This is a genomic window from Gordonia aquimaris (genome assembly GCF_026262595.1).
In the GTDB taxonomy this organism is placed as follows: Bacteria; Actinomycetota; Actinomycetes; order Mycobacteriales; family Mycobacteriaceae; genus Gordonia; species Gordonia tangerina.
The window spans coordinates 14,767-40,904 of record NZ_JAPKFM010000032.1 but is presented as its reverse complement, the minus strand read 5'-3'; the positions used below and the strand labels follow the sequence as shown (position 1 = coordinate 40,904).

The window sequence follows — 26,138 nt, the reverse complement described above, 5'->3', positions numbered from 1 at the left end:
TCACGTTTGGCGCGGCTCGCCGCCGAGCACCTCGATTGCGCACCGTGGTCCGTGCGCTCGTGCCAGGCGGGCGTCCATCGTGAGGAGCGTGGCGTCCATGGCCTCCGCGAGCGTGACGTAGAACGCATCCCAGCCGCGAACCGAATCGCGCAGCTCCCACACCCTGTCGAGCATCCACCGATGTGAGTGCCGGTCACCCGGCCAGTCCCGAAGGTCGTCGACCGCCAACGCGGCCGCCGTCTCGTCGAGTCGTCCTCGAAGATATTGCGCGCGAATGACTCCGAGCACCTCAACATCGATCACCTCGGGAGCGGCATGATCGGTGTCCGACGCGAGGCGTGCGCGGATGTCGTCGGCCCGTGGGGTATCGGCGACCACCTCGAACAGGCACGACGCGTCAACGACGAGCATCCGGCCACTGCCCCCGCCAGTTGTCGAGCGCATCCAACGCTTCTGCGGTCGAGATCTGCGATGGGCGCCGCGCGGTGCGGCGCAGCCATTCGGCCACCGACGGACGTGACGCCATGCGGGTGGCCTCACGTCGGAGCAACTCCGGCACACTGACCCCCTCCTCCGCGGCGCGACGTGACAGCGCGGCGTACACATCGTCGTCGATGTCACGAATCTGCACGGTTTTGGGCATGTGTGCATGTTAACATGCGTTCTTGCATCACTGCAGGTAGGGCCGCCCTTCGTGACACTCGCAAGCTCGCTCCTCAGGGAGCGGGTGGCCATGCTGAGGCAACCTTTGCCTTGCTTGCGTGAATCGTCCTGCGCCAGTTGAGTTGACCCATGACCGTCGACCACGAGCATCAGCACCGCAACGAGCCCCACCGCGGATCGCTGGCCAACCGGCTCAACTGGCTGCGGGCAGGCGTCCTGGGCGCCAATGACGGCATCGTGTCCACCGCAGGCATCGTGGTGGGTGTCGCCGCCGCCACCGCCGACCGGGGCGCCATCTTCACCGCCGGCGTTGCCGGCCTGGCTGCGGGCGCGGTGTCGATGGCGCTCGGCGAGTACGTCTCGGTGAGCACCCAGCGCGACAGCGAGGAGACGTTGCTGGCCAAGGAGCGTCGCGAGCTCGCCGAGCAACCCGACGAGGAGTTCGACGAGCTCGTCGGACTGTACGAGGCCAAGGGCCTGAGCCACGAGACCGCGAGCCGCGTCGCCTCCGAGCTCACCGAGAACGACGCCTTCGAAGCCCACGCCGAGGTCGAGTTGGGCATCGATCCTCACGAGCTGACCAACCCGTGGCAGGCCGCCGCGTCGTCGGCGATCTCGTTCACCATCGGCGCCTTACTACCCCTGATCGCGATCCTCGTGCCCACACCGTCCTGGCGCATCCCGGTCGCCTTCGTGGCCGTACTGGTGGCGTTGGCACTGACCGGCGCGACGGGCGCGACGCTGGGCGGCTCGCGTCCGTGGCGTCCGATGGTGCGGGTGGTGATCGGTGGCGCGATCGCGATGATCGTGACCTTCGCGATCGGTCGACTGGTGGGCACGGCCGTCGTCTGACCGGGTACTCAGCTCATTCGGCACCGTTACCGCTCCGTGACCATCGGTCTCGGTTGAGTTGCCGATCACGGTCGAAGGTCGTTGGAACCGAGGAAGGTTCCTAACGTCGGGGACATGACTTCATTCACCGCTCCCGGATTGTCCGTCGAATCAGCAACCACCGTGTCCGATACCTTGCAGGAACGGCTCAGCGCGCTCAACGATCTGCACCTCACGCTCAAGCACATCCACTGGAATGTGGTCGGCGCCAACTTCATCGGGGTGCACGAGATGATCGACCCGCAGGTGGACCTCGTCCGCGGCTACGCCGACACGCTCGCCGAGCGCATCGCCACGCTGGGCTCGTCCCCGCGCGGCACCGCCAAGGCCATCGAGGACGACCGTTCGTGGGGCGACTATTCGATCGGCCGCGATACCGCCCAGGCCCATCTCGGGGCGCTCGACCTGGTCTACGACGGCTTCATCACCTCACACCGTTCCGCGATCGAGAAGATCGGCAAGATCGACCCGATCACCGAGGACATCCTCATCGGCCAGACTGCCGAACTCGAGAAGTTCCAGTGGTTCGTCCGCGCCCACCTGGAGAGCTACACCGGCGAGCTGGCCAACGCCGGCCAGTCCAGCGAGTCCGCTGCCGCGGAGGCCGCTCGCACCGCCAACTGATCGCCGCCCGCCTTCAGGTGGCCGATGCCCGCTGCCGGCCCTCCAGCCAGCCTCCGCTCGACCGGGGAGCCGGCACCACCTTTGTTATCCTGGCCGCAGAGCAGCATGCTTGCATGTTTGCACTGCACAGGATGTGAAAAAGACCGCATCCTCCCACTTCATCTCGGAGCATTCACAGCTCTGACGGGAGGCGCCCGATGATCGCTGTTACCGCATGACCCCCGAGGTCAGGCAGGCACCGGCCACCGAGGGCGGGTTCACCCTGTTCGAGGATCTGGAGCTCCACATGCAGTTCGCGCCGGTGTGCCGGCTCACCGACGGTGCCCTCGCGGCCGTCGAACTGCAACTCCGCGGCCCCTCCGGTACCCGGTTGGGGACCGCGGATGCGCTGCGTCGAGCCGCTCGGTTGATGGAGCAGCATCACGTCCTGGACCGTCGACGACGTGAGCTGGCCCGCAGCGCGCGGGCACAGTCGGTGGCCAAGATCCTGCCGATGCTGGTCGGGATGGATCTCGAATTGTTCGACGAACTCGGCGACGACACCGTTGAGGTGCTCGAGCGCCACGTGATGGTGGTCCTGCCGAGCGCTGTGGAACGCAGCCCACAGCGCACCCTCGCCCGTGTGGCCCGAGCACGGGCTGCCGGCAAGGTGATCTGCGTCGACGGGTTGAGCAGCAGCGACCACGCCGCGACGCTGCTGACGCTGATCGAACCCGACATCGTGATCACTTCGGCCGAACTGCTGAATCAGAACTCCAACCCGGAATCGGCCCAGCTCGCGCACACCCTGGCCGCGCACACCGAACGCAGTCAGGCGGTCGTGGTGGCCGAGGGCGTCGACGACGAGGCGCGCCGGGTCATCGCCATGACGATGGGTGCATCATTCGGCATAGGGGCCCTGTATCCCTCGGTCGAGAACCCCGAGTCGCTGGCCACTTCCACGATCGTGCCGCTGCCGGAGCTGCCGGTGTGGTCTACGCCGGCACCTGACCAACAGACGCCCTACGCCATCGCCGCAACCTCGCTGACGCCCCGTCTTGGTGACAAGCGGCTGCTGATCGAGATGAGCAAGGCACTCGAGCACCAGGCCGCGATCGGTGGCGCCTCGATTGTGCTGGGCACCTTCCAACACGCCGACCACTTCACCCGCCGCACCGCGGACCGGTGGCGTGACATGTCGGAGCAGACCGGGCTTGCCGGTGTGTACGGCGTGGGACTGCCGGATGTCCGGGACGGCAACGTCCACCGCGCACCGCTCGACCCCGACGATGACCTGGTCAACGAATGGAACGTCGCCGTACTCGGACCCCACTTCGCCGCACTTTTATCTGCGCGCGATCTGCACAGCGGCGCAAGCGATCTCGACCGCACCTTCGACTTCGTGCAGAGCTACGACCGGCTCACCGTCACCCAAGCCGTGCACTCGATTCTGCGGCGATTCGACTGACTCGTACCCGTCCCGTGTCCGGCGGGATCACCGGTGGACGCCGCCGACCGGATAATCCACCCGGCGACGCTGCACGGTGATCCCGGCGGACATTGGCCGATGACCAGGAACCGTCAGATCGGCATCAGGTAGTGCTTGCGGGGCGTCCGGTATTCGGTCTTGTCCCGCAACTGCGCCAACGCCTTCCGGAGCTGCAGCCGGGTCTCGGCGGGCTCGATCACGGCGTCGATGTATCCGCGTTCGGCGGCAAGGTACGGGGTTGCCATCATCGTGTTGTAGAAGTCGATGAAGTCGCGCCGCACCTTGTCGGCTTCGGCCGCCGACATCCCGTCGGTCTGCCGCCGCGTGAGCACCGCCGCAGCGGATTCGGCACCCATCACCGCGATCTTCGCGCTCGGCCAGGCCAAGTTGATATCGGCACCGAGCTGCTTGCAGCCCATCACCGCATACGCACCGCCGTAGGCCTTGCGCAGCACCACCGTCACCTTCGGGACGTCGGCCTCCACGTAGGCATACAGGAACTTGCCCGACCGCCGGATGGTGCCCTTCTGCTCCTCGGCGAGCCCCGGCAGGATGCCCGGTGTATCGACCAGGAAGATCAGCGGGATGCGGAATGCGTTGCAGATCCGGACGAACCGGGTCGCCTTCTCCGACGAATCGGTGTCCAGCACGCCCGACATCACCGATGGCTGGTTGGCCACCACACCCACCGATCGGCCATCCACACGCGCATAACCGGTGAGGATGTTCGGCGCGAACAGCTCGCCGACCTCGTGGAACGCACCATCGTCGAAGAGCTTGATGATGATGTCGTGCATGTCGTAGCCGGCGTTGTCGTTGTCGGGCATGAAGGCGTTCAACGACAGATCCGACTCGGTGATCTCCGGTTCCAGACCGGGGTTGATGACCGGCGGCTGCTCATACGCGCTCGACGGCATGTACTGCAGGTACTCCCGCACCCAGTCGAAGGCGGCGCGTTCGTCGGGTGCGACGTGATGGATGTTGCCCCAGCGCGCCTGGTTGTGGGCGCTACCGAGGTCCTCGGCCGAGATGTCCTCGCCGTTGACCTGTTTGAGCACATCTGGTCCGGTGACGAACATGTAGCTCTTGTCCTCGACGGCCACCAGGATGTCGGTGTTGGCCGGGGTGTAGACCGCACCGCCGGCACACTTGCCGAGGATCACCGAGATCTGTGGGGCCAGACCGGACAGCAGCAGGTTTCGACGACCCATTTCGGCGTACCACGCCAGCGAGGTGACGGCGTCCTGAATACGCGCACCGGCGGAGTCGTTGATGCCGACCATCGGGCAGCCGATCTTTCCGGCCCACTCCATCAGCGCAGACACCTTGCGGCCGAACATCTCTCCGACAGTTCCGCCGAACACGGTCTGATCGTGGGAGAACGCGGCAACTGGTCGGCCGTGCACCAGGCCGTGCCCGGTGACCACACCGTCGCCGTATCCCGAGTGCGCGGCACCCGGCATCTTGGCGAGCGCACCGATCTCGACGAAGGTGCCCGGGTCGAAGAGCATCGTCAGCCGTTCGCGCGGCGAGCAGATACCCTTCGCCTCGCGTTTGGCAATCGCCTTCTCGCCGCCGGGTTCCTGTGCCGATTCCAGCTTCTCACGCAGATCCGCCAGCTTCGCCGCGGTTGTCGCATTGGCCGGTGCTGCCGTCCCGACCTCGGTCGTGTCAGTCACGATGCTCGCTTTCTCCCACCTACCGAACTCACCGGCGTGCGTCCACTTCACGCAGTCGCCGGGTGAGATCCGCACCGATCTTGGCGATGAACGGCTCGTCGACGATCGACAGGTGATCGCCGCCGATGTGGATGATCTCCAGATCGTCCACGACCTCACCCCACCGGCCGTCTTCGTCGATGTTCGCCCACTGCGGTTCCAGTTCGATCGCACCGTCGTGCATCTTGTCGGCACGATAGAGGACCACCTTGCCGTCATAGTCGGTGGGTTCGATGTTGGTCAGCGCACGGTTGTCGAGGAACGACGTGCGCTGGTGTTCGATGATGCCGCCTGGGATCTTGGTGCCCGACATCGACATCATCTCCATGATGATCTGGAACTGCCCCTCGTCGTCGGCTTCCACGAGCCGGTCCATCGGGATCGGGATGTCGTCGTCGAGATCGTAGGTCTTGACCGCGAAATCGCGCCAACGCTCGAGCCGGGCACGCTTGGTCTGTTCATTCTCCACCACGGGTTTGGATGGCCGAACCACGTCGATCAGGCCGACGAAGGAGACCTCCTCACCTTCCTCACGCAGCACCTGGGCGCACCCGTAGGCCAACGCCCCGCCCAGCGACCAGCCGATGAGCACGTACGGGCCGTGCGGCGCAACCTCGCGCAGCCGCGGCAGGTACTGGCGCACCCGCTCCTCGATGGTTCCCTCGACGCGGTCGAAGCCGATCACCGGCTGATCGTCGGGCAGCCGTTTGAGCAGCGCCTCATACGCCGAGGTGTTGCCGCCTGCCGGGTGGAAGAGCAACGCCGGCACCGGATCTCCGGCGGTCGTGTCGTAGCTCTTCTTGCCGTCGACCACCCGCAAGAAGCGCAGGAAGCCGTCGGTGTCGGCGCCCGCATCGAGGTACTCGCGGACATAGTTCGACATCTCCTCGATCGTTTCCGAGTCGAGGATGTCTTCCATGTCGATGTCGCCGCCGGTGCGCTCATTGAGACGATCGGTGAGCTGTTGGGCCACTTCCTCTTCGAGCACCGGGAGTTTGTTGAACACGCCGCCCGCCGAAGTCTTGGTGACCACCGCGTAGACGCCGAATGTCAGGCGCTCGGCCGCATCGCGCGGCGGAACGTCGGAGCCGGTGGCGTCGGCGACGGCGGCTTGGTCGGCGAGGTCGGTGGGGGTCTGGTCGACTGGTTGCGAGGTCTCGGATGGTTGCGAGGTCTCGATACGCTCCTCGCTAGCGCTCGTCGCTACTCGACCAGCGGTAGGGGTCTCCGTCGCCACGCCGTCACCGGGCGCGCCGACGTCCTTCGCGTTCTGCTCATCGATGTAGGCGTTGAGCGCCGCGGTGTCGAGTTCGCCACCGCCCGCGGCATTGTCGGCGAGGTCATCGAGCTGATCGCGGTGGGTGACCGCGAACTCGACGAATTTCACCACATCGGCGAGGTTCGCCTGACGCATCGCCTGCAGTTGCAGTTGAGGGATGTCGAACTCGAACTCGACGCGATTCTTGATCCGCACCGCCATCAGCGAGTCGAGACCCAGTTCGATCAGCGGGATCTCGCGCGGTAGGTCCTCGGGGTCGTATCCCATGGACTCGCCGACGATGATCGCCAGTCGCTGCTCGACCGTCTCACCGCTTTCCGGGTTCCATTTGTTGTCGATGTCGTCGACAATCTCGTCCTCGGTGATCACCTTGTCGTCGGCGAACACCTCGGCCGGTGACGTCTGAGCGGTCTCGACAGCCGGGGCGCTCGCCTGTTCGGGCACGGCCCCGCCCGTGACGGCCGCCTCGAACAGCAACCGGAAGTTCTTGTCCTGCTTGGCATGCACCGTCACCGACGCGCCACCCGGATGCGGGCTCAGCGTGGTCGTCACCGTGCCCGAGGCCGGGATCTGCGCATGCGTGACCACAGCTCCCACCACGGCGTCGGCCATCACCTGCGCCGCCGCAGCCCGCACCAGCTCGCGCGTATCGGCGACCGCCGAGGCGTTCACCTCCCACGCGTGCCGGCCGTCCGGCAGTGCGACATGCGAACCCGGCACGGTTCCCGCCGAGCCGCCGCTCGCGAGCTGCGCCTTGAGCCAGAACTCCCGGCGCTCGAACCGAGTCCGCGGGATGTCGCCGAATGCGCCGGAACCAAACAGAGATCCGACGTTCACCGGATGTCCGTGCACGTACAGCTTCATCAGCGCATTGACGAGTCCGTAGCTCTCATCTTCCTTGCGTTTGAGCGTCTCCACCAGTTCGGCATCGTGCAGCCCGGCCGAGAATGTCACCGCGGCAACAGAGATCAGCACGGCGGGATTCGGCGAGAGCTCCAGGAAGGTGCGGTGCCCGTTCTCCACCGACTTCGCGATCGCCTGGCTGAACCAGACACTGTGCCGCAGCCCCTTGGTGAAGTACTCGATGGTGTGTACCGGCTCGTGGCCCGGTCGGTAGAACGTCTCCCGGTCCACCGAGCTGTAGAACCCGACGGTCGGCCGCAGCGGCTCGATACCGGTGAGCTCGTAGGCCAGTTCGCCGAGCAACGGGTCCATCTGGGAGGTGTGGCTGGCTCCCTTGGTCTGCAACTTGCGACCCAGCTTGCCCTCGGCCTCCGCGCGGGCGACGATCGCATCGACCTGCGACTCAGGGCCACCGATGACGGTGTGGGTGGGTGCCGCGTAGACGCAGATCTCGAGATCGGGGTAGTCGACGAGGACGTCGTTGATGTTCTCGGCGCTGTACTCGACGAGCGCCATCAGCCGGATGTCGTCACCCTGCAGCATCGACTCGCCCTCGCCCATGAGGCGCGAACGCTGGCAGATGACCCGCGTCGCGTCCTCCAAGGACAACCCGCCACTGATGTAGGAGGCGGATGCCTCACCCATCGAATGCGGCACCAGCACACCGGGTTCGGCGCCGAAATGCCGAAGCGTATCGGCGAGCGCAACCTGAATGGTGTAGATGCCGACCTGGCTCGTCTCGATGCCATAGGTCTGCTCGTCGTCGAGAAACATCTCGGCGATCGAATAGCCGAGCTCGCTGCGCACATACTCGTCGACCCGATCGACGTACTTCGCGAACACCGGGTTCTCGGTGTAGAGCTGTTTGGCCATCTTGCGGTGCTGCGAACCGAAGCCCGACAGCAACCACACCGCGGTCGCCGCGTCGGGCGAATCGGCCACGTAGACCAGCGGATTGCTCTTGCCCTCGGCGACCGCACGGACACCGGCGATGGCGTCGTCGTGGGTCCGCGCCATCACCACGGCACGGGAACGGCCGTGATTGCGGTAGGCCAGGGCACGACCGATGTCGACCAGCGGTGTCGTTTGTCCTGCCTCGGATTGCAGCCACACCAGCAGATCCTCGGCGGCCTTGCGGCGACGCGAGGGCAGGAATCCGGAGAGCACAAGTGGGACAACCGAGCCTTCCGCGGCGCAAGGTGCGAAGCCCTCGGCGGGGTCTTGTTCGGTCTGCTCGGCCGGGGCCTCGTCCTGCTTCGCCTGCGCGGCGAGGACGGCGCGCTCGGCCTCAGTGAGGTACTCGTCGTCGTCGAGGGCGTCGATGTCGATGTCGCCTGGTCTCGATACGGCACTCACTCCGTTCGCGCCTACTCGACCAGCGGGAAGGTCGTTCGCGCCTACTCGACCAGCGGGAAGGTCGTTCGCGCCTACTCGACCAGCGGGAAGGTCGTTCGCGTCTACTCGACCAGCGGACTCCGACTCCTCGGCAATAGGGCTCGAACCCAGATCGCTCGGCAGGACTTCGCGGACGATGACGTGCGCGTTGGTGCCACCGAACCCGAAGCCCGAGACGCCGGCGATGGCGTGACCGGAGTAGCGGGGCCAATCGCCTGCCTCCGCGTTCACCTTCAGCCCGTTCGCGTCGAACTGGATGTATGGATTGGGGCCGGAGTAGTTGAGCGAGGCTGGAATCTTGTTGTGCTGCAGCGACAGGACCACCTTGGCCAGCGCGCCCGCACCGGCCGCGGACTCCATGTGACCGAAGTTGGTCTTCGCCGACCCCAGCAGAGCGGGCGCACCGACAACCCGGCCACGCCCGACCACACGACCGAGTGCGTCGGCCTCGATCGGATCGCCGAGGATCGTGCCGGTGCCATGGGCTTCCACGTAGTCGACGGTGCGCGGGTCGATCGCGGCGTCGGTGTAGGCAGCGCGCAGCACCTCCACCTGCGCCTCTGGATTCGGGGCGAACAAGCCGTTGGACCGACCGTCGGAGTTGACCGCGGAACCGGCGATCACGGCCAGCACCTGGTCGCCGTCACGACGGGCGTCGGCCATCCGCTTGAGCACCACCAGTCCGCCACCCTCGGCACGGATCATGCCGTCGGCGTCGGCGGAGAACGCCTTGATGTGGCCGTCCTTGGCCTGCGCACCGACTCGATCGAAACCAAGCGTGACCGCGGGCGTGATGATCATGTTGACGCCGCCGGCCAACGCGACCGAGCTCTCGCCCGACCGCAGGCTGCGGACCGCCTGATGCACGGCCACCAGGGACGACGAGCAGGCGGTGTCGACCGCGATGGACGGCCCGTGGAAGTCGAAGAAGTAAGAGACGCGGTTTGCGACGATCGACGTGGCCGTACCGGTCAACGCATAGGCCGCGGTCTCCTCGACACCCTCACCGAGGCCCATCGTCGCCAGCATCTGATAGTCGTTGGTCGACGTTCCGAGGAACACACCCACCGGACCGCCCTTGAGGTCGCTGGCCGGGATGTGTGCGTGCTCGAGCGCCTCCCAGGTGAGTTCGAGCGCGAGCCGCTGCTGCGGGTCCACCATCTCGACCTCACGCGGACTCATCTGGAAGAAGTCGGCGTCGAAGCTCTTCACATCGTCGAGGTAGCCACCCTTGACGTTGGACGCGGCGATGATCTCGGCGATCCGCGGGTCATCGGTGAACTCGGTCCACCGGCCCTCGGGTAGGTCACTGATGCCGTCGACGCCGCCGATCAGCGCCTCCCACGTCGACTCCGGGGTGGCGCCGGCCTTCGGGAACCGCGTCGCGAGGCCGACGATCGCGATGTCGTCGTCGGCGCTGCGCTCACGCTGCCAGAAGGTGTCGGCGACGTCGTCGAGCATCTCGTCGGGATCACCCTCGATGATGCGCTTGGCCAGCATCGCGATGGTCGGATGGTTGTAGGCCGCAGTCGCCGTGAGGATCACGCCGGTCTTGTCCTCGACGTCGGCGGCCAAGGCGACGGCGTCACGCGAGGAGAGTCCGAACTCCTCCATCGGCCGGTCGTCGGAGATCTGTTCTGCGGGGATTCCGGTGGCGTCCGAGACCCAGGAACGCAGCCAGTCCCGAAGCTCGGCGACCGTCAGATCACCGGCGGTCTCGCCGGCGGTTCCGGTGGCATGCGACTGGTCGTCCGTGCTGGCGCCGGACTCGTCGGTATTCAGTTCAGACATCGCTTCCAGACTACTGATCGGGACCCTTCGTGGCTCGCAAGCTCGCACCTCAGGGATCATTTGTTGTGGCTCGCAAGCTCGCGCCTCAGGACGACACCTCAGAACGGCCGCGGAGGCCTGTTCGTCTACTGGGCGTCCGGGAACGCCGTCTGCTTGTAGCCGCCGCGCAGGCTGCCATCGATATAGGCGGTGCGGGTGGCGCGTCGCGCGATCTTGCCGCTGGACGTGCGCGGGATCGAACCGGCCGGCACCAGCAGGATGTCGCGCGCCATGACCCCGTGGCGCTGCGCGACGGCGGCACGCACGGTGTCGGCGATCTCCTGCGGGTCGTGCTTCTTGCCGGGGCCTCGCTCGGCGACGATGACCAACTGCTCCGAGGCATCATCGGCGTCGAAGGTCAGTCCACTGGTGGACTGCTCGAACACGTCGGCGGGCAGCTGGTTGGACGGCACCGAGAACGCGGCGACGAACCCGGGGCGCAGCGAGTCGCTGGCCTCCTGTGCCGAGTACTCCAGGTCCTGCGGGTAATGGTTGCGCCCGTCGACGATCACCAGGTCCTTGACACGACCGGTGATGTACAGCTCGCCGTCGAGCCACACACCGTAGTCGCCGGTGCGCATCCAGATCGCGTCGGCCGCGGTGCCCTCGGTGTGGCTGCCGTCGGCAAGCGGGTCGGTGATGCGGTTGTGGAAGGTCTGCTCGGACTCCTCCGGCTTGTTCCAGTAACCGGCACCGATGTTGATGCCGTGCAGCCAGATCTCGCCGACGTGGCCGTCGGCCTGCTCGGTGGCCGTCTCCGGGTCGACGATCGCGGCCCATTGACTCAGCGCGACCTGCCCACACGACACCTGCGCAACGGCGTTGTCCGCGTGCTGGTCGACGACCTTGAACCGGCCGGCGTTGAGCTCGTCGCGGTCGACGTAGATGACCTTCGCCTCGTTCTCGCGCTGCGTGGCGGAGACGAACAGGGTCGCCTCGGCCATGCCGTAGCAGGGCTTGATGGCCGTCTTCGGCAGACCATACGGCGCGAAGGCGTCGTTGAACTTCTTCATCGAGCTGACGGTGACCGGCTCGGAGCCGTTGATCAGGCCGATGACGTTGGACAGGTCGAGGTGTTCGCCCTCCTTGGGCAGACCACGTGCCGCGGCATGCTCGTAGGCGAAGTTCGGGGCGGCGGCGTAGGTGGGCGCGTTGTCGGACTCGGCGGCGAGTTCCTTGATCCAGCGGCCCGGGCGGCGCACGAATGCCTGCGGACTCATGATGGTGATGTACTTACCGCCCAGCGCAGGCAGGATCACCGTCAGCAAGCCCATGTCGTGGAACATCGGCAGCCATGTCACGCCGCGGGCATTGCGGTCGATCTCGATGCAGTCGTAGATCTGCAGCACGTTGGCGGCGACGGCCTGATAGGTGATCTCGACGCCGGCGGGCACTCGGGTCGACCCCGACGTGTACTGCAGATAGGCGACGGTGTCCTTGTTGTGGTCGGTGCCGGCGACGGGAGCGACCCAGCTCGAACCGACGGAATCCGGCACGGCATCCACGGCAATGACCCGTGGGCGTTCCTTGGCCGGCAGCGGCTTGAAGAAGTCCCGGACCGCCTCGGCCGATTTGGTGGAGGTCAGGATCGCAGTGGGCTTGCAGTCCTCGAGAACGGCGTGCAGCCGATCGGTGTGGCCGGGCTCGTCCGGCGAGAACAGTGGCACGGCGACATTGCTGGCGTAGAGCGCGGAGAAGAAGCCGATCACGTACTCGAGCGACTGCGGGGCGAGGATGGCGACCCGGTCACCCGGCTTGGTGACCTGCTGCAGACGTGCCGCGACGGCACGCAGACGCTTCCCGAACTGCGCCCAGGTCAGGTCTTGGGCCTCGCCGTCACGCTCGCGGCTGTAGTCGATGAAGCGATACGCGAGGGTGTCGGCCTCTTCACGTACGTTGCGTTCGACGTAGTCGACGAGCGTCGCGTCCTCGGTGAAGTGGATCTGTCCGTTCTCATCGAGGAACTGCTCAAATTCAGTGTTCAACATCCATTACTCCTGTGGCCCCTCGTGGACCGCGCTCTACCTCCCCGATCGCTGGCACGTCCCCCGTCATGCCATCGACCCACGCTTTCCACGCCCGTCCGTACTACCGCGGTCACGGTAGTCCAAATTGTTACCCGTTCGAAATGCTCGTGATCGTCAACCGCACCTTCGCGCTCGCACACACCGGGCATAAACCGCGGTCAGCCAGCGTCGATGCCCGCTCAGCGCGTCAAGTGCATTCAGGCCGTCGACAATTCTACTCCCCCTTGAGAAGCGAGATGACCGGCGCAAACGCGTCCATCTGCGTCGGGAAGACACCGACATAGGACATCGAGGTACGCCGACGCACCTCGCGGATCTGCTCGGCGATCTCCTCGAATGTGCCCATCGCCAGATACGGCGAGGCCATCACGTCGTCGACGGTGAACTCGCAGTCGCGTTCGATGTTGGGCGGATAGCCCTGTTCCAGGGCTTTCAACGCCATCTCGGCGGTGGCCTCGCGGTCGTCGGTGATGACGATGACCGCGATCGTCCAGTTGAGTTCGATGTCGTCGAACCGGTCGCCGGCGACCTCGCGGATCCGGTCGACTCGCTGCGCGGTCTTCTCGATCGTCATATCCGACAGCCGCATCTTGCCCTCGCGTGTCGTCGACGGCGCAACCGAAATGATGTCGGCATGCTTGGCCGCCAGTGCGAGCATCTTGGGCCCGCCACCGCCGACGGCGATCGGTGGCCGTGGGCCTTGCCGCGGTCGTGGCGATCCCTCGAGCCCGTTGATCTGGTAGAACTCGCCCGCGAAGTCGACGGTCTCGCCCCGCATCAGGCCATCGAGGATGGTGAGCGCCTCGTCGAGGCGCCGGATGCGGACACCGGGTGACTCGAACTCGATGCCGGCCTTGTCGAACTCTTCTTTCATCCACCCGGCGCCGATGCCCAACTCCAGGCGTCCCTTGGAGAGCACGTCGATCGTGGTGGCCTCTTTGGCGACCATTGCCGGATGGCGCCAGCCGTTGGCCAGCACCGATGTCGCCAGCCGGATGGTCGAGGTGGCCTGGGTCAGCGCGCCGAGCGAGGCGATGGGTCCGACCTGGTTGCCCAGGTGATCGGGCACCGCGAAGGTGTCGTAGCCGTACTCCTCGGCGGTCTGGGCGAGTTTGACGAACTTGCGCGCGCCACCCTCGTCCTTGTTGCCCTCACCACCGGCACCGAACCGGAACGGGCGCAGCTCCCCGGTCTCGCTCATTCACTGTCTCCTCATGCGCATGGTGCGCGTCTGCCCCCAGCGCAAGTCCCTGCGCATCGCGGGTATCGGTAGCCCGATCGCCCAATCACGGTAATGCAGGGCCAACACACCGCCAAACAGATCGCGGACATGCCCCGGCGGATAGTCGAGAATGCCACAACTGGGTCCATTGACCCACTCCGTGACCTGCGCGTTTTCGGGCCGGCGTGAGACGTGTCGCGTTTCACTCACGACGATGCGGGTACGGACACCGATATGACCGCAACAGTCGAACCCGTCCGCATCGTCATCGTGGGTGCCGGCTTCGCCGGCTTCGAGACCACCCGGCGCCTGCTGCGCCATCAGCGCTCGTCGACCGACCATCCGATTCGGGTCACCGTGATCTCGCCGGATGACTTCATGCTCTACACACCGCTGCTGCCCGACGTCGCCGGTGGGCTGCTCGATCCGCGATTCGTCGCCGTCCCGTTGGCCGACAGCCTGCCAGAAGCCGACCTCATCGCCGGCCGCGTGGAGAAAGTGGATCTGGCCGCTCGGACACTCGAGGTGCACAACCGCGAAGACGCCGTCGAAACCGTCGCCTACGACCGACTGGTGCTGACCCCCGGCTCGGTCACCCGACTCTTCGACATCCCCGGCCTCGCCGAACACGCCCGCGGGCTCAAGACCACCACCGAGGCGTTGTATCTGCGCGATCAGCTGCTCGAGCAGCTCGAATTGGCGTCGCGCGAAACCGATTCGGCGGTTGCCCGGGCACGACGCACCGTCGTGGTGGTGGGCGCGTCCTATGCCGGCGCCGAACTGACCGCACAGTTGCGCGCGTTGGCCGACGAGGTCGCCCGGCAACGTGATTTCGACCCGCAGGAGGTTCGTTTCGTGCTGCTCGACATGGCCGACCGGGTGATGCCGGAGGTGGGCGAGAAGCTCGGCGACAAGGTGCTCGAGGTGTTGCGCTCGCGCGGCATCGACGTGCGGTTGGGCACCACCATCGACCGGTTGACCGATGAGGTCGCCGAGCTGAGCGACGGCACGACGGTTGCCACGCACACCGTCGCGTGGGCCGCCGGAGTCAGCGCCAACCCCCTCATCGAGTCCCTCGGATTGCCCACGGAGAAGGGGCGACTGACGGTGCGCACAGACCTGTCGGTCCCCGACCACCCCGACGTCTTCGCAGCCGGCGACGCGGCGGCCGTGCCGGACACCACGAAGTCGGATTCGGCGGCGATCACACCGCCGACCGCCCAGCACGCCGTGCGTCAGGGCAAGGTGCTCGCACGCAACGTGCTCGCCTCGATCGGCACCGGGACTTCGACGAACTATCGACACAACGATCTCGGCCTGGTCGTCGATCTGGGGCCGCGGTTCGCGGTGGCCAATCCGGTCGGTGTGCACCTGTCCGGCTTCGCGGCCAAGGCAGTCACCCGCGCCTACCATCTGTTCTCGCTGCCCCGTGGCGCCAACCGCATGGCGGTGGCGGCGGCCTACCTGGGCGACGCCGTCTATCCGCGCCCGCTGGTGTCGTTCGGGCTCGTCAGTGCCGAGGAGGCATCCTTTGCGCGCAGTCAGGGCATCCGGATGTCAGACACCGAGTGACGCCCGTCGTCGCTCAGTTGTGGGCGGGGCGGGGTGCGTCGGAGATGACGCTGCTGGCCCAGCCGTACATCCACTGGGTGGCCGACGTCCCGTCGAGCGACCAGTAATCGGTGGTCGCATACATCGCGTGCACGGGGTTGTCGATCGCACCGGCGAGCTGGCTGACCGCCCGGATCGGGTTGGTGATGGTCGGCGAGTCGCAGATCAGATCGCCGGGGGCGCAGATGGACTGCACCCGATCGGCGAGCTCACCGAATCCGCCGGCACGCGGCCCGGTCATGGTGATGCCGGGCACGAGTCGACCCATCCCGGCCAGTGCGACCTCGGCTCCCACACCCTCCGGGGAGGGACCGATGTCGTTCTGCTTGCCCGATTCACGGCGGCCGTCGGCGATCAGCCCCACACCCAGCACCAGATCCTGGTCGGAGGCGTCCAGCACGCCGCGCCCGTTACCGATGTTGCTGGCCAGGTCGCCGGCGATCACCGCGCCCTGCGAGAAGCCCATGATCACGTACCGCGTCAGCGGACAATTCCGGTTGGTCTGGATGATCTTGCCGGCCGCCCGTTTGTAACCCTGCGAGCGAGAGAAATCGTAGTCACGCTGCCGGTCGGCCAGATTGGTCGGATTCCGGAACTGCGCCACGTAGGGCACGGTGTAGACGCTCGTGCGCGACGACGGGAACTCGTCGGCGAGCGCACCGGAGACCCGCAGCATCAACGACTGCGGATTCGCAGTCGGTGTGTAGGGATCGTCGTCCGCCGACGACTCCCAGGTACCGGGTATGACCAGGGTGAGCACGTCCGGGCAGTCGGCCGACTGCGCATCGGGCCGCTCCTTTGGTTCGGTGGTCGACTCTCCCGGGCCGATGGGAATCCGTGGCGGGCCTGGCTGCAGCAACACGATCACCAACACCACGATCAGGATGATCGCGACGACCGCGAGCAGCGCCAGGAACAGCAGCATCCTCGGCAGTCGCCGCTTACGACGCTGCGATCTCCGTGCGCTCACCTATCAGCAGTAATTCTCGTCGGCGGCCTTGATGACCTTGTCGGCCTTGGTGTTGGCCTCGACGACGGTGTCGGTGCCCGGTCCGACCGACGCGGTAACGAATGCCTTCACGGTCACCGGGTCGGTGCCCTTCTTGCGTTCATTGCACACGTACTCGGCCATCGTGAGGGCCACCGAATTGTCGGTGTCACCCATGAACGTGACGTTGTCGGCCTTCAGCGCCGCCAAATACGCCTTGCCCTTCGGCCCGATCTCCTGCCCGTCGGGTCCGGGGAAGCTCTGCGGGACGCCGGTGCCGGGTTCGGGTGCCGTTGCCGGCAATGCCGTCCCGCCCGGCTCCTGCGGCGCCGGTTCGTCGGGGGCGTCGGAGTCCGCGGTCTCTTCGGCCGAGGCCGTCGTCGACGGAGCCGCCGATGACGACGGCGTCGTCGAATACATCGAGGTGGTCGTCACCGGGTTGCTCGTGATCGGGGCCGTGGCCGTCGAGTCGTCGGAGCACGCCGACACCGAACCCACGGTGAGCGCGAGTCCCGCCGCGACCATCGCGAGTTGCAGAAACTTTCGGGTCATCGTCACTTCCTCGTCGCACCCGGCCCGGACGTCGTCGTCGGAGTCGGGTTCTCACACCTGCTGCCGCGGTCCGCTCCTGCGATCCGCCTGGCGTCAGGCTACCGTCTCCGCGGTGAGTCGCTTGCCACCCGACCCACCCCACCAGCAGAAACGTGCCGATTACTCAGTGAAGTCTCAGCACCGGCGACGGCTCCCGTTCAGCTTGGGCCGTCGCCGGGTGCGAGAGGTCACTTGGTGACCTTCGCTCCATCCTTGGCCGTCCAGACGATCCGGCCGTGCTCGAAGGTGTTGACGCGCCCCTTGCCGTCGCGGGTGGGCATCTCGTCACTGGTCGGCAGACCCAGCTTGCCGCCCGGCCCGCCGGCGGCGACGTACTCGCCGCCGATGCCGCCGCCGACCATCTTGGGCCCCTTCGGACCGGTGATGATCCGCCCACCGCGGAAGTCCTGTGCCTTGCCACCCGGTACGCCGTAGACCGGTGTCAGGCATTCACCGAGAACGTCCTTGTTGACGTTGTAGGCCTTCGCGAAGCCGACCTTGCACGCCGGGTGATCGTTCGTCAGGCCCAGGGCGCCCGCGGCCTGCGGCCACGACTGCTGCATCTCGAACTGCCAGTACGGCCAGGTGTGCGTCCCAGAAGGACGGTAGACCGCCTGACCGGGGATGCCCAGCTGGTTGAGCTTGATGGCGAACTGCTGCGAGGTCACTCGGCTGAGGATCTCCAGTCCGACACCCGAATAGTTGGTGGCCAGCATCGGGATGTCGGACGGCTTGTCGTGCGGGCCGACCAGTCCGTTGCCCGACGACACGTACAGGCTGGTGCCGCGCAGCTTCTCGGCCAGCAAGTACGGGTCATGCTCCTTCCAGGCCGGGTCGCTGGGCGGGCCGAACATCTTCATCGAGTCGTAGCCGCCACCGTCGCGCAACGCGAACTGTATCGCCTGCGGCATTCCGTAGGAGGTCATCTGCAAGATGCCCGAGTAGGACGCGGCGTACTTGTAGAAACCGGGGTTGCGGGCGGCCAGCATCATCGCCGCCGAGCCACCCATCGACAGGCCCTGGATGCCGCGGACGTCGGTGGAGCGCCAGTCGCCCTCCAGGATCGGCGGGAGCTCGGACTGCAGAAACGTCTCCCACTTGTAGTTCTTGCCCTTGTCGGGTTCTTTCCAGTCGGTGTAGAAGCTGGACTCGCCGCCGATCGGGAGCACCACGTTGACGTTCTTGTCGCGGTAGAAGTCCTCGATGTTGGTGTTGATGATCCAGCCACTCTGGTCTTCTTGTGCCCGCAGACCGTCGAGGGTGATCAGCTGCGGGAACTTCTCCTTCGGCTTGGCCCACCAGTCACGGGCCAGCAGCAGCTGGACCTGGATGTTGGTTCCCATCGCCGGCGAGTCGACCCACAGCGCGACACGGCGGTCGGTGTACCAGAAGGTGTTGGTCACCCGCGCGGGTTGGCTAGCGGCGACCGGGGCCGGTGGGGCCGACTCGGCCGCCGGCGGTGCTGCCGGCGCGGGGGCCGATGGCTGCACCGCGGGCGCGCCGGGCGCCGGGGCCGGCTCGGCGCCGGCGGGGATCGTGGGGGCGGCGAGCACCAGGACCGCGGCGGCCGCTGCTGCCGCACCGGTCGCCCACCGTCGGGCGGTGCCGGATCGACCGCTCTGACCTCGGTGCCCCCGGACGCCGTGCCCCCGAACATCGTCGGTCGTGTTCCGCGCGCTGCGCGCCACGACATACCGAACCACTTGCCAGTTCACCCTCTGACTCCTTCACACCACCTGAGCATCACGGCGTTTGACCAGGTGAGCGAGTAACTCTTTCCCCAGAAGTCACATCAACCCCACAGACAACAAAACGCCCTACGTGTTTCTTACACGTAGGGCGTTCTGTTTTGCGTGCGCCACGCTGTTACGCGTGGGATTTCTGTGACTGATGTTGTCCTGCGGTGCGATCGCCGGTCAACTCAGCGGAAGAACCCGCGATTCTTGGCGTTCCAGAGCATGTCCTGCCAGTAGCCCCAGGCGTGGGTGCCGTTGGAGTAATAGGTCATCAGCGGCAGTCCCTGGACCAACGCGGCCGCCTCGAAGGCCTTGGCCTGGGTGAAGGCGAGGACCTCGAGCGTCGAGCCCTTGAACAGGTCGTCGAAAACGTTCGGCAGCGAGTTGTATTGGCCGAACAGGCCGTTACCGGACCCGATGAAGATCTTCATACCGTGCATGCGGTTGATGTTCATGAACGGGTCGTTGGAGATCCATCGCGGGCTCCACGGCGGGCCCCACATGCTGTCGATGTTCCACGGCTTGGGGTCGACGTCGAACATCGCCAGTCGCAGCGCGGTGCGCATACCGGGCGCGTTCAGGAAGTTGTAGCCCGACAGCGACGCCGCGCGGTCGAAGTTGTGGCGGTTCTGCGCACCGATGACGAGGGCGGCATTACCGCCCGACGACAGACCGGCGATGGCGTACTTACGGCTCGCGCCGACCCGGAACCCGCGGCGGTCCAGTTCGCGGACCAGCGAGCGGGTGATGACGCAGTTCCACATGTAGCGGTACGGCTGGTTGTTGAAATTGCTGGGTGCGTCCCAGTCGGAGTAGAAGCTGGCCGGCCCACCGATGGGTTCCACGACGTTGACGCCGGAGCGGACCATCTCCTGGACGTTGGTGTTGATCTCCCAGCCGCTGTAGTCGTACTGGGCGCGCATGCCGTCGAGCAGGATCGCGGTCTTGTAGTTACCGGGACGCTTCCAGGCACGCACCTTCACGTTGGGCATGCCACATCCGTTGACCCAGAACTCCTGCTTGCCGATCTGGGTGCCACCGATCCGGGCGCTCGCGTCACCGGCACCGCCGATCACACCGGCCAGGCCGATCACGGTCGCCATCGCGATGATTGCCGCGACGGCTCGGTTTCGCGCCCAACCGGCTCTTGGCGGCCTGGCAGCAGCTTCACGCATCGACTGATATCTCCCTCTGTCATCCGGCGGGACGGGACAACATTCCCGAACCGCCGAATCCTCCTACGACACCCGGCCGCTGACATCCCCCGACGGCGCTGCGGGCGCACTGGCCCCGGCACGCGAAGCAATCGCGCGCCGAACAGCCCACATTCGGCCGTTGAGCACCGTTTCGGGAGCCTATTGCATCCCCCCAACGCTGACAAACGCTGTGACTGCTCTCACATCCGCTCGTCGGCGAGCCGTTATGCAATCAGCACACGGGTGTCCTGGTCACGTTGATCTATCGACCAAGTCGGGCCGAACGTTACCGATTCGAGATATTGATGGGCAAACCGGGCCTTCGTGACGGGCCTCCGCACGCTCCGGCCCTCCTCAGGCAGCGGATTGCGCGGACTTCCGCACGCGTCGGCCCCTCGCGGATGAGGTGAACGGTCAGCGCGGATGGATGCGGGGCGGCATCTGCAACCCACAGCGCGCGATTTCGTACTCGGGCTCACGTTCGATCCGGTAGTCGGTGAACGTGAACGACTCCTTGAGATTGCGTTTGAACCGCTCCCACGTCCACGCCGCCTCGTACGAGTCGAAACGATCCTGGGTTTCCGGGCATCTCAGCGCCACCTGCGCCTGCCGCACCAGGTCCTCGTCGAGATAACCCGGCAGGACCGGCTTGCGCGGGTAGGCTCCGGCCTCCGCGACGACCCATTCCGAGGGCAACACCTTGTCGTGACCGATCCGGCCGTCCTCGAGGCGCTCGGTGTGCGCGGCGAGCGGATATGCCAGGCCCATCTGGTCGATGACACGGACGTCGAGTGGCGCGTTCATACTCGTCATCCCCAGATTGAGGAAGTAGACGGTGAGCTTGCGGTCCTCGGGCGCGATATTGCCGGGCAGCTTTGCGATGTACCACTCGTCGTAATTGAACGACGGCAGGATCACTCCGCCCTCGTCGTGGTAGCGCTCGATCCACTCGGCCATCGCTCCCATACGCGGGTAATCGAGATAGTCCTCGGCAGTCACCGGGTTCTCGTTGCCCATGTTGGTGACGTAGAAGCGACGCTCGTCGACGATGCCGCTCCGGCCGATGTCGGTGCCGGCGTTGGGCAGCACGTTGTGGCTGCACACCGCGGCCCACGCGACGATGGTCACCCAGAACGCGCCCATGATCACCGACCCGGCGAGCTGTACCCGCGTCCGACGCCGCACGTCGGTATCGGTGCCGGTATCCGAGCGCCATGCCGCGCGCACGTGCGCCGGAATGGTCACCGGCACCACCATCAACGGCAGCAGCAGGGTGAACAACGGGACCAGCAGAACGCGACCGTGCATGAAGTCGCCGCCCTGCCGAATCCAGTAGATGCCGCCGATCAGCCCGGCCAGCATCACGGTGACCGTCGCCGCGGAGGGACTGTGTAGGGCGGCCGACCAGGACGCCACCCGCTGCCGCCAGGTGAGTCGGACGGACTCGCCGGGCTCCGGCGTCGGCCGCCCGCCCGCGAGACGTCGGCCGCCGACGATGAAGATGCCGGTCACGACGATCAGGACGACGGGCAGCAACAGCACGTACGGTCCGAACAAATTGGCCAGATAGAGCAACCCTTGATGCCACTTGGCGCCGCTGGCGTCCTTGGCCACGGCCGGGTTGGGCACCAGCAACGCGTAGTAACCCATCCGGAAGATCTGATAGCCCACCGGTAGCACCGCGGCCACCACGATCATGCCGATCCGCATCGGCCACGAGGTGGGTGCGAGTATCACCAGTAGCAAGACCAGTCCGCCGAGAATCGTCAGTTCCGGCCGGATCAGCGGCGCCAGACCGGCGGTGAACGCCAAGGTCAGCGTCGCGGCCCGCTGCCACCGCGACGGGTCGGTGACCGGGCGTCTGCTCCACGCCACCAACTGACCCCACAGGACCGCCACCCAGAAGATGCACAGGCCGTTCTCCAGACCGCTGGTCGCGAAGTCCCGGGCCGGCGGCAGCGCGACGTAGGCGATCACGCCGAACGGCAGCAACAGCGTCCAACCGTCCCCGGTCAGTCCACCGAGGCGGGTGCGATACAGCCGTGCGGTGGCATACATGGCGATCGGGATCGCCGCGACCGACAGCACCAGCGCCACCCAGAGGGCGACGTACTCGAGCTGACCGTCGGTGACCCAGGCCCAGAACCAGAGCACGTAGGTCCAGGCGGTCGAGGTGTTGGCCTCGACGCGTTCGCCGACGTTGAAGACCGGGCCGTTGCCTGCGAACAGGTTGCGCAGCGTACGCAGCACGATCAGTCCGTCGTCGGCGATCCAGCGTCGCTGCCACACCCCGATGGTGAACAGCGTGGTGACCGTGATCGTGCCGATCAGGAAACTGATGACGGGCACCCACTGACGGGCACCCCAGCTGCCGAGGCCACGGCCCGTGTCGGCGCCTGTCGTCAGCTCGGTGGCGACTGTCGATTCGGTGTCAGGGTTCCGCTCGGTGGCACGGCTCGACTCGCTGTCGGGGTCCGACTCGGTGACGGGGATCGCCTCGGTGGGGGCGTCGGCTGCCGCGTCGCCGACCTCACCGCCCTCGGAAGACCCCAGGTCAGGAGACCGCATAGACCGCGACACCAACACACACCAACCAGGCGACGGCCAGCAACTGCAGGACGCGGTCACCGAGCGCGATCTCTTCGGGCTCCCCGGCCTGACCACCGTCGATGTCGACGGCGTAGCGCAGGATCGCGATCGTGAACGGCACCATCGACACGGAGTAGGCGACATTCGTGTCGGCGTTGTCGAAGGCCCAGAGGCCGTAGAAGATCACCACCGCAGTCGCCGACAAGGTCCACACGAACCGCAGGTAGGTGGTGGTGTAGTACTGCAGCGCCTTGCGGATCTTGGCGCCGGTCCGCTCGGCCAGCTGCAGCTCCGCGTACCGCTTGCCGGCAGCCATGAACAGCGACCCGAACGCCATCACCAGCAGGAACCACTGCGACAGCTCGATCTCGGCGGCGACACCTCCGGCGATAGCACGCAGCAGGAAGCCCGACGAGACAATGCAGATGTCGATGACCGGCTGGTTCTTCCAGCCGAAGCAGTAGCCGAGCTGAATGCCGAGGTAGATGGCGATGACGACCGCCGTCTCCCAGTTGGCGAGCAGCGAGATCCCCAGCGCCGCCACCGCGAGCACCACCGCCAGACCGTAGGCCAGCGGCACCGGCACCACACCCGCGGCGATCGGGCGGAAACGTTTGGTCGGATGATTCCGGTCGGATTCGACGTCGCGAGCATCGTTGACCAGATATATGGACGACGCGACCAGGCAGAACGCGACGAAGGCGATGGCGACGGGCCCGAGCACATCGCCCTCGCCCACGCTGCCCGCCGCCAACGGCGCGGCGAGAACGAGGACGTTCTTCACCCATTGCCGCGGGCGGACCGCCTTGATCAGGCCGGTCGCCAGATTCTTCGGCGGTGCCAGCACCGGTTCATGCTCGATCGGCTCTTCGCTCATGTCCTCGGACTCATCTCGTAGCGACGTTGGTCGCGAACAGTCTGTCACCCGCCGTCACGGCCGCCGCGCTCGCCGCTCCAATGGCTGCTCCGGCGAGCACATCGGTCGGGTAGTGCACGCCGAGGACCAGCCGCGACAACAGCATCGGCGGAACAAGTACCGCGGGCAACGCCGCCGTCGGCAGTCCGGCCGCCCGCCCGATGAGGATGGCGGCTGCGGTGGTGGAGGTGGCGTGCGACGACGGGAAGCTGAGTTTGCTCGGCGTCGACACCCCGACACGGATGCGCTCGTCGTGTGGGCGGCGGCGGCGCACCACCCGCTTGATGATCACCGAGGCGGCATGCGCGCCGAACGCGCCGACCCCGGCCTCCGCCCAGCGCCGCACCTCGGGCTGATCGCCGCGTCGCCATGCGGCGGCAGCGCCGACGCCGGCGATCGCCAGCCAACCCAGTGAGTGTTCGCCGAAGTGCGACAGGCCTCGCGCCGCCGAGACCACGCCCGGACGGTCGGCGGCCACGCGTTGGACCGCGAGCAGTGCGGCGACCTCACCGGTCGCCGGTGGCAGCACCACCGGCGCCGAGACCGACTCAGTCGATTCCGAAGACACGCGCCCAACTCTCCTGACTCGTCAGTTCTGCATGCTTGGCCCGGTACTCCTCGCGCATCGCCGGGAAGCGGTCCTTGAGTTCGCGCACGAGTGCCGCCGACTCTCTGGCCAGCGCAATCATCTTGTCGCGGTCACGTTTGCGGTAGACCACGCCGCGGCCGTCGGCGGTGGTCACGGTGACGCCGTCGACGCGTCCGAGGCTGAACCAGCGTGCCTCGATCGGCGGGAAGTTGGCCTGCGGCACCTCGTGGTGACGCGGGTCGGCCGGCTTGGCGTTGCGCACCAGCGCGGCGGTCAGCGACTTGAGCTTGGCGACCTTACCCTCCGGGATGTTGGTGCCCAGGTGGGTGGCCTGTCCGCTGGTGCGCGGCAACTCGGTGGCCGACGGCAGGACGACGGCGTCCGGGTACTGCTTGCGCATCGCGGCGATCTTCGGCAGCGCGGTCGGCAACAAGCTGCGGATGTGATCCGGCCCGGCCAGGAAGTCGCGGATCGCCTCGTTCTGGATGGCGACCGTCGAATACTCAAGGCACAGTAAATGTTTCGCGGTCGCCTTGACCATCGACTTGACGATTCCGTCGATGGGGCCGTCCTTGGTCAGCGACGCGACCACCAACCGGTTGCGCAGGTGGAAGTAGGCCTGCCAGTCGATGGCATCGTCCTTGTCGCTCCACGCCATGTGCCAGATCGCGATACCCGGCACGGTCGCCGTCGGGTAGCCGGCCTTGGCGGCGCGCAGCGCGAACTCCCAGTCGTCCCACTTGATGAACAGCGGCATCGGCAGACCGATCTCCTCGGCGCACTGCCGCGGGATCATGCACATCCACCACCCGTTGCCCTCGACGTCGATCCGCCGATGCAGGTTCTTCGAGTTCTCCCGGTCGCGCAACGGGTATTTCGCGAAGTTGTGGTCGTAGGAGACGAACGGCGCCGCGGTCCACATGAACTTGTCGCGGTTGATGACCTCACCCATGCAGTGCAGGTGGCTGCGGTCCTGCAGGTTGAGCATCTGACCACCGACGAGCATGGGGGACTTGGCGAATCGCGACATTGCCAGCGCCCGCAGAATCGAGTCGGGCTCGATCATGATGTCGTCATCCATGTAGAGGATGTAAGGAGAGTCGGTGCGGCGCAACGCCTCGTACATGATCCGGGCGTACCCGCCGGAGCCGCCGAGGTTCGGCTGGTCGAAGATGTGCAGCCGATCACCGAGTGCGGCGGACGCCTCGGTGTAGCCGGGTTCGTCGACGACCTTCTTGTTGCCCTGATCGGGCATCATGACGGCATCGATCACCTCGTCCACCAACGGATCCGAGGTGAGCGCGGCCAGCGCGTTGACCGCATCGGTGGGCCGGTTGAACGTCGGGATGCCGATGGTGACGCGTTTGGTCTCGTCACCGGTTGCTGCCGGCTGCGCCGAATACCACCCGGCCGCGACGATCTCGGTGTCGGTGTCGGTGGTGATGTCGAACCAGATCCAGCCGCCGTCCTCGAACGGCCCCAGGTCGAGCTCGAATTCGGCCACGCCGCGGCCGTTCTCGTCGGTGGCGATCAGGTCGCCGCCGATGCCGATGCGTGAGCCGTCGATCTTCGAGCGATACAGATCGACTCGGCAGGTGCCGACCACCTCCACCCGCAGCACCACCGACGTCAGCACACTCCAGCGACGCCAGTAGGCAGCGGCGAAGGCGTTGAAGTAGGTCTCGAAGCTCACCTCGGACTCGCCGGCGAGCGACACCGATGTCCGGCTCGGTGCGTGCGCGCGTCGCGAATTGTTCGGCGATTCCACCAGATACAGCGACCGCACGTCGATCGGTTCACCGGCGCGCGGGAAGATCACCCGCTGCAGCAGTGCGGTCGCCTTCGACGGGCCGGCGCCCGCCTCCGGGATGTCGGTCTGGTTCACAGGGGTCACTGTCATGT

General features: G+C 66.4%; 18 protein-coding genes. 4 read left to right on the top strand and 14 right to left on the bottom strand.

Features of this window, described 5'->3' with window-relative positions:
- Together OSB52_RS22140 and OSB52_RS22135 are read right to left on the bottom strand one after the other, a co-directional pair.
- Positions 1 to 411: a type II toxin-antitoxin system VapC family toxin gene (locus OSB52_RS22140; protein WP_235723323.1), complete on the bottom strand. Its 411-nt coding sequence runs from the start codon at positions 409 to 411 to the stop codon at positions 1 to 3.
- A complete protein-coding gene (locus OSB52_RS22135) occupies positions 398 to 643 on the bottom strand; it encodes a FitA-like ribbon-helix-helix domain-containing protein (protein ID WP_235723322.1) in 246 nt (81 codons plus the stop codon). Before OSB52_RS22135 ends, OSB52_RS22140 begins: the two co-directional genes overlap by 14 nt.
- Positions 644 to 792: 149 nt before the next feature.
- On the opposite strand from OSB52_RS22135, the gene OSB52_RS22130 reads away from it, so the two are divergent.
- From OSB52_RS22130 to OSB52_RS22120, 3 genes are all read left to right on the top strand, one after another.
- Positions 793 to 1,515 carry a VIT1/CCC1 transporter family protein gene (locus tag OSB52_RS22130; RefSeq protein ID WP_235723321.1) on the top strand — a complete coding sequence of 241 codons (723 nt, stop codon included), beginning with the start codon at positions 793 to 795 and terminating at the stop codon, positions 1,513 to 1,515.
- Between the two features lie 114 nt (positions 1,516 to 1,629).
- Positions 1,630 to 2,178, top strand: coding sequence for a Dps family protein (locus tag OSB52_RS22125; protein WP_235723320.1), 549 nt, complete (start codon positions 1,630 to 1,632; stop codon positions 2,176 to 2,178).
- 214 nt (positions 2,179 to 2,392) lie between these two features.
- The gene (locus OSB52_RS22120) at positions 2,393 to 3,625 is read left to right on the top strand and encodes a DICT sensory domain-containing protein (RefSeq protein ID WP_235723319.1); all 1,233 of its coding nucleotides are present in this window, start codon (positions 2,393 to 2,395) and stop codon (positions 3,623 to 3,625) included.
- Positions 3,626 to 3,738: 113 nt separating this feature from the next.
- Here the strand turns inward: OSB52_RS22120 and OSB52_RS22115 are convergent, their stop codons facing one another.
- The 4 genes from OSB52_RS22115 to OSB52_RS22100 all read right to left on the bottom strand — a co-directional run bounded on the left by OSB52_RS22115 (position 3,739) and on the right by OSB52_RS22100 (position 13,999).
- The gene (locus OSB52_RS22115; RefSeq protein WP_235723318.1) at positions 3,739 to 5,325 is read right to left on the bottom strand and encodes an acyl-CoA carboxylase subunit beta; all 1,587 of its coding nucleotides are present in this window, start codon (positions 5,323 to 5,325) and stop codon (positions 3,739 to 3,741) included.
- 28 nt (positions 5,326 to 5,353) lie between these two features.
- A complete protein-coding gene (pks13, locus tag OSB52_RS22110) occupies positions 5,354 to 10,732 on the bottom strand; it encodes a polyketide synthase Pks13 (RefSeq protein WP_266063536.1) in 5,379 nt (1,792 codons plus the stop codon).
- A gap of 125 nt (positions 10,733 to 10,857) precedes the next feature.
- On the bottom strand, positions 10,858 to 12,759 hold the full coding sequence (fadD32, locus tag OSB52_RS22105) for a long-chain-fatty-acid--AMP ligase FadD32 (RefSeq protein WP_235723316.1): 1,902 nt from the start codon (positions 12,757 to 12,759) through the stop codon (positions 10,858 to 10,860).
- A 253-nt stretch (positions 12,760 to 13,012) separates the two neighbouring features.
- Entirely contained in the window at positions 13,013 to 13,999 is a 987-nt protein-coding gene (locus OSB52_RS22100; RefSeq protein ID WP_266063535.1) for an LLM class F420-dependent oxidoreductase, read from the bottom strand.
- 255 nt (positions 14,000 to 14,254) lie between these two features.
- Here OSB52_RS22100 and OSB52_RS22095 point away from each other — a divergent pair, with 255 nt between their 5' ends.
- Positions 14,255 to 15,592 carry an NAD(P)/FAD-dependent oxidoreductase gene (locus OSB52_RS22095; protein ID WP_266063534.1) on the top strand — a complete coding sequence of 446 codons (1,338 nt, stop codon included), beginning with the start codon at positions 14,255 to 14,257 and terminating at the stop codon, positions 15,590 to 15,592.
- Positions 15,593 to 15,605: 13 nt separating this feature from the next.
- Here the strand turns inward: OSB52_RS22095 and OSB52_RS22090 are convergent, their stop codons facing one another.
- From OSB52_RS22090 to OSB52_RS22055, 8 genes are all read right to left on the bottom strand, one after another.
- Positions 15,606 to 16,556 (bottom strand): cutinase family protein, encoded by a 951-nt coding sequence (locus tag OSB52_RS22090; protein WP_268900160.1) that lies wholly within the window; start codon positions 16,554 to 16,556, stop codon positions 15,606 to 15,608.
- A gap of 48 nt (positions 16,557 to 16,604) precedes the next feature.
- The gene (locus tag OSB52_RS22085) at positions 16,605 to 17,171 is read right to left on the bottom strand and encodes a DUF732 domain-containing protein (protein ID WP_235723312.1); all 567 of its coding nucleotides are present in this window, start codon (positions 17,169 to 17,171) and stop codon (positions 16,605 to 16,607) included.
- A gap of 227 nt (positions 17,172 to 17,398) precedes the next feature.
- A complete protein-coding gene (locus OSB52_RS22080) occupies positions 17,399 to 18,763 on the bottom strand; it encodes an alpha/beta hydrolase-fold protein (RefSeq protein ID WP_266063544.1) in 1,365 nt (454 codons plus the stop codon).
- Positions 18,764 to 19,131: 368 nt separating this feature from the next.
- Positions 19,132 to 20,121: an alpha/beta hydrolase gene (locus tag OSB52_RS22075; protein WP_235723311.1), complete on the bottom strand. Its 990-nt coding sequence runs from the start codon at positions 20,119 to 20,121 to the stop codon at positions 19,132 to 19,134.
- A 435-nt stretch (positions 20,122 to 20,556) separates the two neighbouring features.
- Entirely contained in the window at positions 20,557 to 22,710 is a 2,154-nt protein-coding gene (locus OSB52_RS22070) for an arabinofuranosyltransferase AftB family protein (protein WP_266063533.1), read from the bottom strand.
- On the bottom strand, positions 22,697 to 23,608 hold the full coding sequence (locus OSB52_RS22065) for a decaprenyl-phosphate phosphoribosyltransferase (RefSeq protein WP_235723309.1): 912 nt from the start codon (positions 23,606 to 23,608) through the stop codon (positions 22,697 to 22,699). Before OSB52_RS22065 ends, OSB52_RS22070 begins: the two co-directional genes overlap by 14 nt.
- 10 nt (positions 23,609 to 23,618) lie before the next feature.
- Entirely contained in the window at positions 23,619 to 24,215 is a 597-nt protein-coding gene (locus OSB52_RS22060) for a phosphatase PAP2 family protein (protein WP_235723308.1), read from the bottom strand.
- Positions 24,196 to 26,136 carry a glycosyltransferase gene (locus OSB52_RS22055; protein ID WP_235723307.1) on the bottom strand — a complete coding sequence of 647 codons (1,941 nt, stop codon included), beginning with the start codon at positions 26,134 to 26,136 and terminating at the stop codon, positions 24,196 to 24,198. Before OSB52_RS22055 ends, OSB52_RS22060 begins: the two co-directional genes overlap by 20 nt.
- Between the last annotated feature and the right edge of the window lie 2 nt (positions 26,137 to 26,138).

What these genes read in the sequence shown, in the direction of transcription:
- OSB52_RS22085 (WP_235723312.1), bottom strand. Translation starts at nt 17,171, where the DNA reads ATGACCCGAAAGTTTCTGCAACTCGCGATGGTCGCGGCGGGACTCGCG.
- OSB52_RS22130 (WP_235723321.1), top strand. Translation starts at nt 793, where the DNA reads ATGACCGTCGACCACGAGCATCAGCACCGCAACGAGCCCCACCGCGGA.
- OSB52_RS22125 (WP_235723320.1), top strand. Translation starts at nt 1,630, where the DNA reads ATGACTTCATTCACCGCTCCCGGATTGTCCGTCGAATCAGCAACCACC.
- OSB52_RS22100 (WP_266063535.1), bottom strand. Translation starts at nt 13,999, where the DNA reads ATGAGCGAGACCGGGGAGCTGCGCCCGTTCCGGTTCGGTGCCGGTGGT.
- OSB52_RS22095 (WP_266063534.1), top strand. Translation starts at nt 14,255, where the DNA reads ATGACCGCAACAGTCGAACCCGTCCGCATCGTCATCGTGGGTGCCGGC.
- OSB52_RS22140 (WP_235723323.1), bottom strand. Translation starts at nt 411, where the DNA reads ATGCTCGTCGTTGACGCGTCGTGCCTGTTCGAGGTGGTCGCCGATACC.
- fadD32 (WP_235723316.1), bottom strand. Translation starts at nt 12,759, where the DNA reads ATGTTGAACACTGAATTTGAGCAGTTCCTCGATGAGAACGGACAGATC.
- OSB52_RS22075 (WP_235723311.1), bottom strand. Translation starts at nt 20,121, where the DNA reads ATGCGTGAAGCTGCTGCCAGGCCGCCAAGAGCCGGTTGGGCGCGAAAC.
- pks13 (WP_266063536.1), bottom strand. Translation starts at nt 10,732, where the DNA reads ATGTCTGAACTGAATACCGACGAGTCCGGCGCCAGCACGGACGACCAG.
- OSB52_RS22055 (WP_235723307.1), bottom strand. Translation starts at nt 26,136, where the DNA reads ATGACAGTGACCCCTGTGAACCAGACCGACATCCCGGAGGCGGGCGCC.
- OSB52_RS22090 (WP_268900160.1), bottom strand. Translation starts at nt 16,556, where the DNA reads ATGCTGCTGTTCCTGGCGCTGCTCGCGGTCGTCGCGATCATCCTGATC.
- OSB52_RS22135 (WP_235723322.1), bottom strand. Translation starts at nt 643, where the DNA reads ATGCCCAAAACCGTGCAGATTCGTGACATCGACGACGATGTGTACGCC.
- OSB52_RS22070 (WP_266063533.1), bottom strand. Translation starts at nt 22,710, where the DNA reads ATGCGGTCTCCTGACCTGGGGTCTTCCGAGGGCGGTGAGGTCGGCGAC.
- OSB52_RS22120 (WP_235723319.1), top strand. Translation starts at nt 2,393, where the DNA reads ATGACCCCCGAGGTCAGGCAGGCACCGGCCACCGAGGGCGGGTTCACC.
- OSB52_RS22065 (WP_235723309.1), bottom strand. Translation starts at nt 23,608, where the DNA reads ATGAGCGAAGAGCCGATCGAGCATGAACCGGTGCTGGCACCGCCGAAG.